The 15245-nt window shown below is 68.1% G+C and carries 12 protein-coding genes and 1 pseudogene; 5 read left to right on the top strand and 8 right to left on the bottom strand.

The genetic code is table 11. The features are described from left to right. Position 1: 1 nt before the first annotated feature. The 4 genes from QTI17_RS16445 to QTI17_RS16430 form a co-directional block, all read right to left on the bottom strand. Positions 2-1657, bottom strand: coding sequence for a Na/Pi cotransporter family protein (locus QTI17_RS16445; protein ID WP_286534431.1), 1656 nt, complete (start codon positions 1655-1657; stop codon positions 2-4). A gap of 34 nt (positions 1658-1691) precedes the next feature. Further along, on the bottom strand, positions 1692-2195 hold the full coding sequence (gene lspA, locus QTI17_RS16440; RefSeq protein ID WP_286524932.1) for a signal peptidase II: 504 nt from the start codon (positions 2193-2195) through the stop codon (positions 1692-1694). Next, a complete protein-coding gene (gene ileS, locus QTI17_RS16435; RefSeq protein WP_286534430.1) occupies positions 2195-5038 on the bottom strand; it encodes an isoleucine--tRNA ligase in 2844 nt (947 codons plus the stop codon). Before ileS ends, lspA begins: the two co-directional genes overlap by 1 nt. A 109-nt stretch (positions 5039-5147) precedes the next feature. Continuing rightward, positions 5148-6185, bottom strand: coding sequence for a bifunctional riboflavin kinase/FAD synthetase (locus QTI17_RS16430; protein ID WP_286534429.1), 1038 nt, complete (start codon positions 6183-6185; stop codon positions 5148-5150). Positions 6186-6349: 164 nt separating this feature from the next. On the opposite strand from QTI17_RS16430, the gene QTI17_RS16425 reads away from it, so the two are divergent. Further along, positions 6350-6907, top strand: a complete 558-nt coding sequence (locus QTI17_RS16425; protein WP_286369795.1) for an HNH endonuclease — start codon at positions 6350-6352, stop codon at positions 6905-6907. Between the two features lie 14 nt (positions 6908-6921). On the opposite strand, the gene QTI17_RS16420 is transcribed toward QTI17_RS16425, so the two are convergent. The 3 genes from QTI17_RS16420 to QTI17_RS16410 all read right to left on the bottom strand — a co-directional run bounded on the left by QTI17_RS16420 (position 6922) and on the right by QTI17_RS16410 (position 10712). Then, the gene (locus tag QTI17_RS16420; RefSeq protein WP_286534428.1) at positions 6922-8301 is read right to left on the bottom strand and encodes an alpha/beta fold hydrolase; all 1380 of its coding nucleotides are present in this window, start codon (positions 8299-8301) and stop codon (positions 6922-6924) included. An 88-nt stretch (positions 8302-8389) separates the two neighbouring features. Beyond that, positions 8390-9505 carry an acyl-CoA dehydrogenase family protein gene (locus QTI17_RS16415; RefSeq protein ID WP_286534427.1) on the bottom strand — a complete coding sequence of 372 codons (1116 nt, stop codon included), beginning with the start codon at positions 9503-9505 and terminating at the stop codon, positions 8390-8392. Positions 9506-9530: 25 nt separating this feature from the next. Further along, entirely contained in the window at positions 9531-10712 is a 1182-nt protein-coding gene (locus QTI17_RS16410) for an acyl-CoA dehydrogenase family protein (RefSeq protein WP_286534426.1), read from the bottom strand. A gap of 143 nt (positions 10713-10855) precedes the next feature. On the opposite strand from QTI17_RS16410, the gene purN reads away from it, so the two are divergent. After that, the gene (gene purN, locus QTI17_RS16405) at positions 10856-11440 is read left to right on the top strand and encodes a phosphoribosylglycinamide formyltransferase (RefSeq protein WP_286534425.1); all 585 of its coding nucleotides are present in this window, start codon (positions 10856-10858) and stop codon (positions 11438-11440) included. A gap of 16 nt (positions 11441-11456) precedes the next feature. Here the strand turns inward: purN and QTI17_RS16400 are convergent, their stop codons facing one another. Then, positions 11457-11702, bottom strand: coding sequence for a DUF1653 domain-containing protein (locus QTI17_RS16400; RefSeq protein ID WP_286524918.1), 246 nt, complete (start codon positions 11700-11702; stop codon positions 11457-11459). Between the two features lie 35 nt (positions 11703-11737). Between QTI17_RS16400 and QTI17_RS16395 the strand changes: the two genes are divergently transcribed. The 3 genes and pseudogenes from QTI17_RS16395 to QTI17_RS16385 all read left to right on the top strand — a co-directional run. Continuing rightward, a complete protein-coding gene (locus tag QTI17_RS16395; protein WP_286534423.1) occupies positions 11738-13594 on the top strand; it encodes a M48 family metallopeptidase in 1857 nt (618 codons plus the stop codon). 12 nt (positions 13595-13606) lie between these two features. Beyond that, complete coding sequence (locus QTI17_RS16390) at positions 13607-14878, top strand: RsmB/NOP family class I SAM-dependent RNA methyltransferase (RefSeq protein ID WP_286534421.1); 1272 nt, start codon at positions 13607-13609, stop codon at positions 14876-14878. Positions 14879-15008: 130 nt separating this feature from the next. Further along, a pseudogene (locus QTI17_RS16385) lies at positions 15009-15245 on the top strand (acyl-CoA desaturase); the annotation flags it as partial.

Here is a 15245-nt window from a genome sequence, read left to right as displayed (position 1 = left end):
GCTAGAGCGTCCCGAGCCTTGACTCTCGCATCCGGGTCGGGGCCAGCGCGCCGGCCGACTCGAGGATCGGATAGGCGATCGAGCAGATGTGCGAGTTGATTCGCTTCAGGTCGCTGATCAGGTCGATGTGCAGCGAGCTGGTCTCGATGCTCAGCGTGGTCTGGTCCGACAGGCGTCCCAGGTGGGTGGTGGCGTAGGCGCGCTCCAGGTCGCGGAAGCGCGCCTTTTCCTCCAGCAGCCTCTGGGCGTCGCGCACGCTGCCGTTCAGGAACACGCTCATGCTCAGCCGCAGGTTGGCCACCAGCCGCTCGTGCAGCTCGACGATCTCGCGCATCCCGGCCTCGGAGAAGTTGCGCTGCGGCTTGATCTTCTTGTCCTCGATGTCGATCACCACACGCTCGATGATGTCGCCGATCTGCTCCATGTTGATCGTGAAGCTGATGATGTCGGTCCAGCGCCGGCTCTCTTCCTCGCCCAGCGCCTCGCGCGAGATCTTCGTCATGTAGTACTTGATGGCCGAGTACAGCTCGTCGACCGTGTCATCGAGCTTGCGCAGCTCCTGGGCCAGCCGCAGGTCGTTGTTGCGGATCACGTTGAGCACGCCGATCAGCATGGTCTCGACCACGTCGGCCTGGTGCAGCGCCTCGCGCGCCGCGTTGGAGATCGCCAGCGACGGCGTCGACAGGGCCGAGGGGTCCAGGTGCTGCTGGCGCCGCGTGGCGGCCGGCTCGGGCGGCTCCGGCAGCAGCCGCGTCACCAGCCCGGCGACCCAGTCGGTGAGCCCGATGAAGCCGAGGCTCACGAGCACGTTGAAGGCCAGGTGGTAGAGCACGACGAACTGCGTCGCGTCCGAGATGTAGGGCCGGACCTCGCGCAGCCAGAGGCCGACGAAAGGGGCCGCGATCGCGACGCCGAGCAGCTTGAAGAGCAGGTTGCCGATCGTGACCTGCCGGACGGCGACCGTCGACTTGGCCGTGGTCAGCACCGCCAGCAGGCCGCTGCCGAGGTTGGCGCCGAGCACCAGGCCCATGGCGACGTCGAGCGGCACCACGTTCGAGCTGGCCATCGCCGCCACCAGCAGGACCACCGCCAGGCTCGAATAGGCGACGATCGCGAGCGCGGCGCCGATCGTGATCTCGAGCAGCACGTCGCTGCCGAGGCTGCCCAGCAGTTCGCGCATCGCCTGGCCGGCAAACAGCGGTCCGGTGGCCGCGACCACCAGCTGCAGCGCGAGCAGCATCAGGCCGAGCCCGATCAGCACGCGCCCGACCCGCCCGGCCACGCTGGACGGCCGCGTGATGAACAGCACCACGCCGACGAAGATGAAGAGCGGCGACAGCCAGGAGAGGTCGGCCGAGAACAGCACCGACATCAGCGCGGTGCCGATGTCCGCGCCGCGCATCACCGCCAGCGCGGCCGGCAGGGTCACGAGGCCCTGGCCGACGAAGGACGAGGTCATGAGCGAGGTCGCGGTGCTCGACTGCACCAGGGCCGTCACGCCGATGCCCGACAGGGCGGCCGTGAAGCGGTTGCGCATGCTCTGGACCAGGATCTTGCGCAGGTTCGCACCGAAGACGCGCAGCACGCCGGTGCGAACGAGATGGGTGCCCCACACCAGCAGCGCCACGGCTGCGAGCAGATTCAACAGATGCTTCATGGAAGGCGACGACTATACGCCGCCCTCGCAAGGGCTATTTCTTGCCGCGCCGCACGCGCAGCAGTTCGTCCAGGATCAGGCAGATCGCTCCGATGGTGATCGCGCTGTCGGCGACGTTGAAGGCCGGGAAGTGGCGCCCGGCGAGGTGGAAGTCGAGGAAGTCGACCACGTAGCCGTGCATCATCCGGTCGATCACGTTGCCGATCGCGCCGCCCAGGATCGCCGCCATCGAGAACGAGAACAGCTTCTGGCCGGCGTGCGACTTCAGCATCCAGACGATGAAGACCGCCGCGGCGACGCCGATCGCGGTGAAGAACCAGCGCTGCCAGCCCGACGAATCGGCCAGGAACGAGAAGGCCGCGCCGGTGTTGTGGGCCCGGACCACGTTGAAGAAGCTGGTGACGTAGGTGGCGTCGCCGTACTTGTAGTAGCCGAGGATCAGCGTCTTGGTGAACTGGTCGATGATGACGATCACCAGCGCGAGGCCGAGCCAGGGCCAGATGCCGAGGCCCGACCCGCCCGAAGATTTGCGGGCCATCAGGCGAGCGTCCTTTGTTCTCCGGCGCCGTACAGGTTGCTGGTGCAGCGGCCGCACAGGCCGGGGTGCGCGGCATCGTGGCCGACGTCGTCGCGCCAGTGCCAGCAGCGCTCGCACTTGGTCGCCGCGCTCGCCGTCACCTGGATCGACAGGGCGTCGCCCGCGGCCAGGGTCACCGCCGAGGTGATCAGCACGAACTTCAGGTCGTCGGCCAGCGAGGCCAGCAGCGCATGGTCGTCGGCCGCGGCGGCGATCGCCACGTTGGCCTGCAGCGAAGAGCCGACCTGGCCGGCGGTGCGCACGGTCTCGATCTCCTTGTTGACCGCGTCGCGGATCTCGCGGATGCGGGTCCACCTGGCCAGCAGCGCGGCATCGGGTGTGCCGAGGTCGCTGTAGGTCTGGACGAAGATCGAGCGGCCGTCGCCGCAGAACTTCCAGGCCTCCTCGGCCGTGAAGCTCAGGAACGGCGCCATCCAGCGCAGCATCGCCTGCGTGATGTGCCAGAGCGCGGTCTGGGCGCTGCGGCGCGCATGCGAGCCGGGCGCGGTGGTGTAGAGCCGGTCCTTGAGCACGTCGAGGTAGAAGGCGCCGAGGTCTTCCGAGCAATACACCTGCAGCTTGGCCACCACCGGGTGGAACTCGTAGACCTTGTAGTGCGCCAGGATCTCGGCCTGGAACTCGGCTGCACGCGCAAGCGCGTAGCGGTCGATCTCGAGCAGCTGGTCGAGCGGCACCGCGTCCTTCGCGATGTCGAAGTCGCTGGTGTTGGCCAGCAGGAAGCGCAGCGTGTTGCGGATCCGGCGATAGGCGTCGACCACCCGCGCGAGGATCTTGTCGTCGCCCGCGATGTCGCCCGAGTAGTCGCTGGCGGCCACCCACAGGCGGGTGATCTCGGCGCCGAGCTTCTTGTTGACCTCCTGCGGGTCGATGCCGTTGCCGAGCGACTTGCTCATCTTGCGGCCCTGGCTGTCGACCGTGAAGCCGTGCGTGAGCAGGCCGCGGTAGGGCGCGCGGCCTTCGAGCGCGCAGGCGATCAGCAGCGACGAATGGAACCAGCCGCGGTGCTGGTCATGGCCTTCGAGGTAGAGATCGGCCTCGGGGCCGGTCTCGTGGTGCACGTTCGGATGGGTGCCGCGCAGCACGTGCCAGAAGGTCGAGCCCGAATCGAACCAGACCTCGAGGATGTCGGTGCTCTTGGTGTAGTGCGGCGCGTCCTCGGCGCCGAGGATCTCCTCGGTCGTCACGCGGCTCCAGGCCTCGATGCCGCCCTGCTCGACGATCGCCGCGGCCTGGTCGAGGATTTCCATCGTGCGCGGGTGCAGCTCGCCCGAATCCCTGTGCAGGAAGAACGGGATCGGCACCCCCCAGCTGCGCTGGCGGCTGATGCACCAGTCGGGCCGGTTGGCGATCATGTCGTGCAGCCGCGCCTTGCCGTTTTCCGGGTAGAAGGTGGTCTGTTCGATCGCTTCGAGCGCGGTCTGGCGCAGCGTCTTGGGCGCCTTGTCCTTGGTGAATACGCCTTCGCCCTCGTCCATGCGGATGAACCACTGGGCCGCGGCGCGGTAGATCACCGGCGTCTTGTGGCGCCAGCAGTGCGGGTAGCTGTGGCTGATGGCCTCGGTCGTCATCAGGCGGCCGGCGTCGCGCAGCGCCTGGATGATCACCGGCACCGCCTTCCAGATGTTCTGGCCGCCGAACAGCGGGAAATCCGGCGCGTACGAGCCGTTGCCCTGCACCGGGTTCAGGATGTCGTCGTAGGACAGGCCGTGCGCCACGCAGGAGTTGAAGTCGTCCAGGCCGTAGGCCGGCGAGGAATGGACCAGGCCGGTGCCGTCGTCGGCGGTCGCGTAGTCGGCCAGGTAGACCGGCGACAGGCGGCGGAAGCCGGCATCGACGTCGTACAGCGGATGCTCGAACTCCAGCCCGCCGAGCTTCTCGCCCTTGACCGTGGCCAGCACGGTGCCGTCGAGCGCATAGCGGTTCATGCACATCTCGACCAGGGAGGCCGCCAGCACCAGCAGGCCGCGCTCGGTGTCGACCAGCGCGTAGTCGAGCTCGGGGTTGAGGTTGATGGCCTGGTTGGCCGGGATGGTCCAGGCGGTGGTGGTCCAGATGACCGCGAAGGCGTCCTTGGCCAGCGACGGCAGGCCGAAGGCGGCCGCCAGCTTGGCCGGATCGTGGGCCTTGAAGGCGACGTCGAGGGTCTGCGACTTCTTGTCGGCGTACTCGATCTCGAACTCGGCCAGCGACGAGCCGCAGTCGAAGCACCAGTAGACCGGCTTCAGGCCCCGGTAGACGAAGCCGCGCTCGATCACGCGCTTGAAGGCGCGCAGCTCGCCCGCTTCATTGGCGAAATCCATCGTCTTGTAGGGATGGTCCCATTCGCCCAGCACGCCCAGGCGCTGGAAGTCGACCATCTGCTGGGCGATCTGCTCGGTGGCGTAGGCGCGGCTCTTGGCCTGCATCTCGTCGCGGCTCAGGTTGCGGCCGTACTTCTTCTCGATCGCGTTCTCGATCGGCAGCCCGTGGCAGTCCCAGCCCGGCACGTAGAGCGCGTCGTAGCCTTCGAGCTGGCGCGCCTTGGTGATCATGTCCTTCAGGATCTTGTTCACCGCGTGGCCCATGTGGATCTGGCCGTTGGCGTAGGGGGGGCCGTCGTGCAGGATGAACTTGGGCGCGCCGTGGCGGGCGTCGCGCAGGCGCTGGTAGCGGCCTTCGTCGTGCCATTCCTTGACCCAGCCCGGCTCGCGCTTGGGCAGGTCGCCGCGCATCGGGAAGGGGGTGTCGGGCAGGTTCAGCGTGGCGCGGTAGTCGGTGGCGCCGTCGGTCTTGGTGTCAGCCATGGGGGTTCCAGAAATCTGCGCTGCCTTGCAGCGCTCGGGGATCGAGGGGGGCATGCGGCCCCTGGCATCCCAGGGCGGCCGAACGCGGCGGAAAGCGACGGTTTCCGCTCTAAATTCGGTCGCGCGTGGTCTGGCGATGGGTCTCGGCGTGGGTGGATGCAAAGAACGCGCGCGCGTCGCGGCCATCCTTCGCGATGCCCGCCGTCAGGGCCTCGAGGCTGGTGTAGCGCAATTCGTCGTGCAGTTTGTGCAGCAGTTCCACGCGCACGATTTTACCGTAGGCCCCCTCGCTGCCCAGTTCGGCGGGCCAATCGAGGCAGTGGGTTTCGAGCAACACCCGGCCGGCGTTGACGTCGTTGGCGTCCAGCGAAGGGCGCACGCCCAGGTTGGCGACCCCCGGCAGCGGTGTGTCGGCCAGCCCGTGCACCAGCACCGCGAAGATGCCGCTGGCGGCCGGCTTCCAGTGCTTGAAACGCAGGTTGAGGGTCCGGAAGCCGTCGTTTCGGCCCGGCGCCGAGGCGCCCAGGGCGCGTCCCAGCTTGCGGCCGTGGACCACATGGCCCGAGATCGCGTAGGGCCGGCCCAGCAGGGCCTGGACATCGCCCATCCGGCCTTCGGCCAGCGCTTCGCGAACGGCCGAGCTCGACACCCGCAGCCCATGCACCTCGTAGCTGTTCATGCGGGCGACGTCGAAGCCGTGCTGCTCGCCGGCGCGGTCGAGCATCGCGTAGTCGCCGGCGCGCTTGGCGCCGAACCGGAAATCGTCGCCGACCAGCACGTAGCGCGCGCCCAGGCCTTCGATCAGCACGTGCTGGATGAATTCTTCCGGCGTCCGCGAGGCCAGCCGGGCATCGAAGGGCAGCACGATGGTCTGCGCCACGCCGCCGGCGGCGAGTTCGCCGAGCTTGTCGCGCAGGGTGCCGATGCGCGCCGGCGCCAGTTCGGGCCGCTTGGTCAGCGCCGCGAAGTAGTCGCGCGGGTGCGGCTCGAAGGTCAGCACGCAGCTCGGCAGCCCGCGCAGCCGCGCCTCGGTGTTGAGCAGCCCCAGCATGGCTTGGTGGCCACGGTGCACACCGTCGAAATTGCCAATGGTCAGGGCGCAGGCCGGAGCCACGCCCGGATGCCTGAAACCCCGGAAAACCTGCATTGTCAGTATCTTTTTGATAGCACTTTGCGCCCATGGAATGGGCACGTGAAGGCCTTTTTGTCACAAAGCCGGTATATTGTGACGCACTGCGTCATGCGCAAGCCTCTCAGGCGAGCGTCTTGTCCTGGTCTTTCCGTGGTTCTCTTTTCTCGAGGAGGCGTCTGGTGAAGGTCTTGAAGCTGTCGGCCCAAGGGCTGCCCCAATCGTGGATTTCGCTCGAGCAGGCGGTGATCCACTACGCCTCCGACGAGGTCCGCTGGGAAGTGGGCGCGCAGGTGGCGGTGTTCCGGGGCGGCCACAACGCGGTCACCGGCCAGCAGTCGCAGATCGCGATCAACAGCATCATCGGCACCAAGGGCGTGCCGCGCATCAATCCCTTCACGCAGCGCCCGGGCCTCACCAACAGCAAGCTGTTCGCCCGCGACCGCAATGTCTGCGCGTACTGCGGCGGCCACTTCCACGAAGACGAACTCACGCGCGAGCACATCATCCCGTTCGCCCAGAAGGGCATCGACACCTGGATGAACGTGGTCACGGCCTGCCGCCCCTGCAACCATCGCAAGAGCAGCCGCACGCCCGAGCAGGCCGGCATGGCGCTGCTGTACGCGCCCTACGTGCCCAGCCTGTGGGAGGATTTCATCCTGCGCAACCGCCGCATCCTGGCGGACCAGATGGAGTTTCTGATGGCCCACCTGCCGCAGAGTTCGAGGCTGCACGGATAGGCGAACCGCAGCCGTCAGTCGGTCAGTTCGAGCACGCTGACCTCTCCCTGCGCCAGCGGCCAGGTGCGCCCCACCACGCGTTCGCCATTGAACTCGGCTTCCACCGGCCGCGGCGCGTCGCTGCCCAGCTTGATCTTCGAGCTCGACACGCCGGCACCCTTCGGCGGCACGCCCGGTGGCGTCGATTGGCCGTCGAAGCGCATGCGGTCGCGCTCGGCATCGAAATAGCCGCGCGGCCGCGTGAAGATCACCAGGGCCCGGGCGTCGCGATCGGCCTCCGCGATGCGTTCCGGACGCAGCTGGACGATGCCGCTCGAGCGCGGGAAGGCGTTGCGGTAGATGTGGGTCGTGGCGTAGCCGGGCGCCGCCAGGACGAACTCGTAGGCGGTGTCGGGGCGGCCGGCGAACGGCCCCCAGCGGCCGTCCGTCCCGATCGCCTGCTCCCAGGCCGCGGGGCCGCGCCGGATTCCGCTGGCCGGGTCGACCGCGAACACCGCCAGGCGGGCGCCCGCCAGCGGCAGGTTGTCGGGAAAATTGCCGCTCGCGGGGTTCGTCGGATCGAGGCCCAGGCCCGTGACCTTGCCGGACAGCGCCACCGAATCTTCGGGGATCGGCTGCAGGGTGCGCGGCGCCTCGCCGGTGAGGAAGCGCCAGGTCGCCTCGAAGGCGGCCGGCGAGAAGGATGTCTCGCGGTGGTCGACCCGCGGCAGCACCAGGTTGGTCGCGCCCTTGAGCGCCGGCCCGTCGAAGCCGATCAGCGTCGGCTGGCCCTTGCTGCCGATCCACAGGCCGTCCGGCTGGGCGTACTTGTCATTGTTGTCCGAGCGCAGCGTGAGCCATTTCACGCCCGGCGTCACCTCGTGGCCCTCGGCGTTCTTCGGTGCGTTGAGCCGCTGCAGGAAAGCGCTCAAGCCGGAGAACTCGCTGCCCTCGGCGCGCCCCTTCACGGCCCAGATGCCGTGCGCCGGGTTGCCGCCCAGCACCACGTGGCTCACGACCCGGTCGCCGCCGCCGTTCTGCACATAGTTGCGGATCGTGTTGCCGCCGCGCGAGTTGCCGATCAGCACGACCTGGGTGGCGCCGGTGCTTTTCAGGACCCGTTCCACCTCGGCCTTCAGAAAGGCCATCGATTCGGCGGTCGAGCTGCGTCCCGGCTGGGCCACGCCATCGTCGTCGCGCGCCAGCGGGAAGGGCTGGTCGACCGCGAACAGGCGGTCGCGCTGCCAGCCGTTCGATTCGAATCGCCAGATCGTGGTCTGCCACAGCGCCGCCGACTCGCCGTTGCCGTGGACGAACACGATCGGCGGCCGCTCGCCGGTCGGCACAGCGGTCGAGCAGGCAGCGAGCAGGGCGGTTGCGCAACCGAGTGCGATCAGGTGGCGGCGAGTGTGCATGGAATGACGGGTCTCGATTGAAAATGAAAGCGCCCGCGGGCAAGGCCGGCGGGCGCGAAGGACTATCGGGCCGGACAGCGATCGACGGTCAGGCGAACACCCCCGCCGTATCCTGCATGCGGGCCGACACTTCGCCCAGGTGATGCAGGCTGTCGCCGAAGGTCATCTCCAGCTGCGTGAGCTTGCGGAAGTAGTGGCTGCCGATGTATTCGTCGGTCACGCCGATGCCGCCGTGCAGCTGCACCGACTGCTGGCCCACGAAGCGCATCGAGACGCCGAGCTGGTACTTGGCGCGCGCCATCGCCTGGCGCCGTTCGGCCGCCGGCGCATTCAGCTTGAGGCTGGCGTAGTAGCTCATCGAGCGCGCCAGTTCGACCTGCATCTTCATGTCGGCGACCCGATGGCGCAGCGCCTGGAAGCTCGCGATGGCGACGCCGAACTGCTTGCGCGTGTTCATGTAGTCGACCGTCACCGCGAGCGTCTGGTCCATCACGCCGACCGCTTCGGCGCAGGTCGAGGCGATGCCGATGTCGACGCCGTGTTCGAGTGCAGCCAGGCCGTCGCGCGTGAGCAGCGTGGCGGCGGCGCCGTCGAACACCACTTCGGCCGCGCGGCTGCCGTCCTGCGTGCCGTAGCCGCGGGCGGCGACGCCATCGGCGGCGCGCTCGACCAGGAACAACGCGATCTTGCCGTCGAGCTGCGCCGGCACCAGGAAGGCATCGGCCTCGTCGCCGGCCGGCACCAGGCTCTTGGTGCCGTGCAGCGTGAAGCTGTCGCCGGCCTTCTGCGCCTTTGCCTCGCAGACGTCGAGGCGGTAGCGCGCCTTGCGTTCCTGGTAGGCCAGCACCACCAGCGCCTGGCCGCCGGCGATGCGCGGCAGCCAGCTGTCCTTGGTGTCGGCGTCGGCGTGGCCGGCCAGCAGGGCGCCGGCAATGAAGGATTGCGCCAGCGGCTCGAGCACGATGCCGCGGCCCAGCTCTTCCATCACCACCATGCCCTCGACCGGGCCCATGCCCAGGCCGCCTTCGTCTTCTGGAATGTAGAGGCCGCCGAGGCCGAGTTCGGCCAGTTCGTCCCAGGTTTCGCGCGAGAAGCCGCCGGCGGCCTCGATGCTGCGGCGGCGCTCGAAGCCATAGCCCTTTTCGACCCACTTGGCGACCGCGTCGCGAAGCTGCTGCTGGTCGTCGCTGAAATTGAAGTCCATGTGCTTGATCCTTGTCAGTTCGCTTTCAACCCAGCACCGTCTGGGCGACGATGTTGCGCTGCACTTCGTTGCTGCCGCCGTAGATGGTGGTCTTGCGCATGTTGAAGTAGGTCGAGGTCAGCGGCGCCAGCTGCGGATGGCCGCCCGGGAAGTTGCCCTGCCAGCCGGCTTCCATGGCCTCGCGGATCAGCGGCAGCGCGTAGGGGCCGCCGGCCAGCATCATCAGCTCGGAGTAGCGCTGCTGGATCTCGCTGCCCTTGATCTTGAGCAGCCCGGCGATGTCGAGCGAATTCTTGCCCGAGGTGGCGGCCGACAGCACCCGCAGCACCAGCATCTCGAGCGCGACCACATCGACCTCGAGCTTGGCGATCTCGTCGCGGAAGCGGGCGTCTTCCCAGACGCCTTCGCTCTTGGCGAGGCGCTTGAGGCGCTCCAGCTCGCGCTTGGCGCGGTTCACGTCGGCGATGTTGGTGCGTTCGTGCGAGAGCAGGTGCTTGGCGTAGGTCCAGCCCTTGTTCTCCTCGCCGATCAGGTTCTCGGCCGGCACCTCGACGTTGTCGAAGAAGACCTCGTTGACCTCGTAGCCGCCGTCGAGCAGCTTGATCGGGCGCACCGTGACGCCCTTGGACTTCATGTCGACCAGCAGGAAGCTGATGCCGGTCTGGGGCTTGCCCTCGTTGCTGGTGCGCACCAGGCAGAAGATCCATTCGCCGTACTGGCCCAGCGTGGTCCAGGTCTTCTGGCCGTTGACGATGTACTTGTCGCCCTGCCGCTCGGCCTTGGTCTTGACCGAAGCCAAGTCCGAACCGGAACCCGGTTCGCTGTAGCCCTGGCTCCACCAGACCTCGCCGCTCGCGATGCCGGGCAGGAAGCGCTTGTGCTGCTCGGGATTGCCATAGGCCATGATCACCGGCGCCACCATCACGGGGCCGAAGGGGACGATGCGCGGCGCGCCGGCCAGCGCGGCCTCTTCCTCGAACAGGTGCTTCTCGACCGCGGTCCAGCCGGGGCCACCGAATTCCTTCGGCCAGCCGTAGCCCAGCCAGCCCTTCTTGCCGAGGATCTTGGCCCAGCGCTGCAGGTCGTCGCGCGTCAGTTCGAGCGCGTTGTGCACCTTGTGCGAGATGTCTTGGGGAAGGTTTTCTTTGACCCAGGCGCGAATATCTTCGCGGAACTTCTGTTCTTCGGGTGTGAAGCTCAAATCCATGCGTGCCTCGCTGTGTTGATCGATGCGCCGCGGATGCGGCGTGTCTCCGGAACCGCCGGTTTTAGCACGGTCGTGCGCTTCCGGGGTGTCCGCGCCGCGACAACGCGGGCGGCGGAAATGCGCAACGGATAATCCCGCGTCCGATGAAGAATATTGTGATCCTTATCTCCGGCGGCGGGTCGAACATGGCGGCCATCGTGCGGGCCGCCGAGCAGGAGCGCTGGGCCGCCCGTTTCGATGCCCGCGTCGCCGCCGTCATCAGCAACAAGCCGGACGCGGCGGGCCTGGCCCTTGCCCGGGCGGCCGGCATCGCGACCGCGGTGGTCCCGCACAAGGACTTCGCCAGCCGCGAGGACTTCGACGCCGCGCTGGCGCAGGCCATCGACGCCCATGCGCCGTCGCTGGTGGTGCTGGCCGGCTTCATGCGCATCCTGACGCCGGGGTTCGTGACCCGCTACGCAGGCCGCCTGCTCAACATCCACCCCTCGCTGCTGCCCGCTTTCCCCGGGCTGCACACCCACCAGCGCGCCATCGAGGCCGGCTGCAAGGTGGCGGGCCTCACGGTGCACCAGGTGACGGTGGAACTCGACCACGGGCCGATCCTGGCCCAGGCGGTAGTGCCGGTGCTGCCCGACGACACCGCGGCGAGCCTGGCAGAACGTGTCCTGGTTCACGAACATCGGGTTTACCCGCAGGCAATTGCCGCGTGGCTAGTAGAAACAAAATGACACAATCAACGAGGTCTCATTTTTTCTCTTCGAGCTTCACGAAGCGCAGCTGTGACGAGCCGTCGATCTCCACGCGATCGCCAAACATGGCGGCCGGGCGCACCCAGAGGCCGCGCTCGCCGTAGAGCGCGCGGTAGAGCGTCATCGGCTCCAGCGTCTCGCTGTGGCGCGCGGTGCCCAGGACTTCGTATTCGCCGCCCTTGTAGTGGCGGTAGCGTCCGGGCGGGGTCTCGATCAGGGGTGGCAGGTCGTCGTCGTTCACGCTGTGTATTTCCTTCAGGGAATTGAAAGGTCGGGATGGATAGGGCGGATTTTGTTCATCTCGTGCGCCTGAGCGAGCATGCCAGCGCCGACGACAGCGACGGCTACCGGCGCGGGGTCGCGGTCTTCGCCGCGCTGGGCTACCTCTGGGTCTTCGCCTGCCTGGGGCTGGCGGCCGGGATCATCGCCTGGGTGGTCGGCGGGCTCGGCCAGGGCGCGCGCTTCAGCTTCACGCGGGGCTGGCTGCTGCTGTTCGCACTCGGTTTGCTGTGGGCCACGCTGCGCGCGCTCTGGGTGCGCTTCGACGAGCCCGACGGCGTCCCCCTCGAGCGCGCCGACGCGCCGGCGCTGTTCGAGGCGCTGGACCGTATCCGGCAGCGCATCGATGGCCCGGCGGTGCACCGCGTCTACCTCGACAATGAATTCAACGCCAGCATCCGGCAGCTGCCGCGCTTCGGCCTCTTCGGCGGCGCGGTCAACCACCTCAGCATCGGCCTGCCGCTGCTGATGGCGCTGGATCGCCGGCGCCTGCTGTCGGTGCTGGCGCACGAATACGGGCACCTGCGCGGCAACCACGGCAAGCTGAGCGCCTGGATCTACCGCACCCGGATGTCATGGCTCAAGCTGGACGCCAGCTTCCAGCGCGACGAAGGCGTGATGGCGTTCGCGTCGCAGGCCTTCTTCCGCTGGTATTTCCCGCGCTTCGCGGCCAAGACCTTCGCGCTGGCGCGCCAGGACGAATACGAAGCCGACCGCGTGGCGGCCCGCCTCTTGGGCACGCGGGTGGTGGCCGGCGCCCTGACCGAGATCGTGGTCAAGAGCGCCTGGTACGCCGAGACCTTCTGGCCGGCGCACTGGTCGCGGGCGGCCGGCGAGCCGATCCCGGCCGGCCCGTTCTCCGCGATGGCATCGCAGCTGAGGACGCCGATGGCGCCGGACTTCGCGCGCGCCGCGCTGCGTGCCGCGCTGCGCAGCGTCAGCGATGTCGACGACACCCATCCGGTGTTGCGAGATCGCCTGGAAGCGCTCGACGAGAAGCCGGGGCTGCCGTCCTGGTCCGAGAAATCGGCGCTGGCGCTGCTGGCCGATGCGCCGCGCTGGACCGCCCATTTCGACGACGAATGGCGCCGCGACCATGCCACCGACTGGAAACAGCACCATGCCTACCTGGTGCGGGTCGGCGAGCGGGTGGCGGCACTGGCCGCCAGTGCCGGGTGCAACAACGCGGACGAAATGGTCGAGTGGGCCGACTGCGCCCGCCGCCTCGATGCCGCGGCCGACGTGCGTGGGCACTATGAGCGCGCCCTGCAGCTGACCGAGAACCACCCCGGCGCGCTGCGCGGACTGGCGCAGCTGCTGCCGGCGCAGGACCGCGGCGCCCGGCTCGCGGTGCTAGAGCGGCTGCACGAATCCAGCGTGGCCAGCCGTTGGTGGGCCGCCAGGACCGCGGTCGCCGCGCTCGAGGATCCCGATGCCGGCGGCCACGACGAACGCGCGCTCAAGCTCTGGCGCGAGCGGACCAAGACGGCGGAAGAAGCCGAGCAGCGGGCCTGGGAAGAGATCACCGCGACACCCTGCTTCAGCCAAATCACCCGCCACGACCTGAGCGAGTTCGAACTCGGCGAGCTGAAGGCCGATCTGGCGCGCTGCATGCCGGTGTCGCGGGCCTGGCTGGTGCGCAAGAACCTGCGCGAGTTCCCGTGGCGGCGGGCCTACGTGGTGTTCCTCGAGTTGCCGCAGATGGGCGACGACGAGCGCTGGCAGCTGTGCCGGCAGCTCGAACAGACCCTGAGCCTGCCGGGCGCCGCGCTGGTGCTGTGGGCCGGCCATTCGCCGACGCTGGAGCAGATCGAGCGCCAGGCCTTCGGCGAGATCTGGAGCCGGGCTGCCTGAGACAATCGGGGCATGCACCCCAAAGCCCTGCTTGACGCCACCGCCGACCTGGTCGGCCTGGTCCTGAAATTCGATCACCCGGCCGACCAGGTCGTTTCACGCTTCTTCCGCGACCACCGCGAGTTCGGGCCGCGCGAGCGTGCGACCCTGGCCGAGACGGTCTACACGGTACTGCGCAAGAAGCTGCTGTTCGACCACCTGTCGCCCTCGGGCAGCGGCCCGAAAGAGCGCCGGATGGCAATCCTCGGCTTTCACGGTCCGCGCGATTTCCTCAAGAGCGCCCTCAACGACACCGAAAAGCGCTGGCTCGACAACTGCGACGCCGTCAAGCAGGACGACCTGCTCGAGCGTCATCGCCACAACCTGCCCGAGTGGCTGGTGGCGCCGCTCAAGGCGCAGCTCGGCGACCAGTTCTGGCCGCTGGTCGAAAGCCTGCAGCAGCCGGCGCCGCTCGACCTGCGGGTCAACGCGCTCAGCGACAAGCGGCCCGATCTGCAGAAGGAGCTTGCCAAGGCGTCGATCAAGGCCGTCCCGACCCCGTTCTCGCCCTGGGGCCTGCGGGTCGACGGCAAGCCGGCGCTGAACAAGCTGGATGCCTTCACCCGCGGCGCGCTCGAGGTCCAGGACGAGGGTTCCCAACTGCTCGCGCTGCTGCTCGACGCCAAGCGCGGCGAAATGGTGGTTGATTTCTGCGCCGGCGCCGGCGGCAAGACCCTGGCCATCGGTGCCACCATGCGCAACACTGGCCGGCTCTATGCCTTCGATACTTCCGCCCACCGGCTCGATGCGCTGAAGCCCCGGCTGGCGCGCAGCGGTCTGTCGAACGTCCATCCGGCGGCCATCGCCCACGAGCGCGACGACCGCATCAAACGGCTGGCCGGCAAGATCGACCGGGTGCTGGTCGACGCGCCGTGCTCGGGCCTGGGGACGCTGCGGCGCAACCCGGACCTGAAGTGGCGCCAGTCGCCGCAGTCGGTGCAGGAGCTGACGGTCAAGCAGGCCGCGATCCTTCAGAGCGCGGCCCGCCTGGTGAAATCGGGCGGCCGGCTGGTCTACGCCACCTGCAGCGTGCTGCCGGAGGAAAACGAGGCCATCGCCGAAGCATTTGCTGCCGCGAACCCCGATTTCGAGCCGCAGGATGCGGCTGCACTGCTGGCGGGATTGAAGGTGGAGGGCGCCGATGCGCTGTGCGCCGGCGGCGACAACGGCACCCGCTACCTGCGGCTATGGCCCCATCGGCATGCCACGGACGGTTTTTTTGCCGCCGTGTGGAACCGAAAATAGGCGGCAGGACCCAAAGAAGGGTAAAACTTGCGGCAAATCAAGGATTTAAGCCCCTTTTCAGGCTCGAACCTTTAAAATCGCTGGTTACCTGAAGGCTGCACCTTCGTGCGGCCATGGAGTACTGAACTCAATGTTGCTTCCTGACTCTGCCGTACTGAGCGCGGCCATCGACTGGCTCGGACACGGCTTGTGGGACCTCGCATGGTGGCAAGTCGTGCTGTACACGCTCGTCACCACGCACATCACGATCGCAGCGGTCACGATCTTCCTGCACCGGACGCAAACGCACCGGGCCATGGACCTGGGCCCGATTCCCTCGCATTTCTTCCGCTTCTGGCTCTGGCTGGGCACCGGCATGGTGACCAAG

Origin of the sequence: Variovorax sp. J31P179, from assembly GCF_030316985.1 — a bacterium.
GTDB lineage: Bacteria > Pseudomonadota > Gammaproteobacteria > Burkholderiales > Burkholderiaceae_C > Variovorax > Variovorax ginsengisoli_B.
This window is presented reverse-complemented; position numbering and strand designations above follow the sequence as displayed.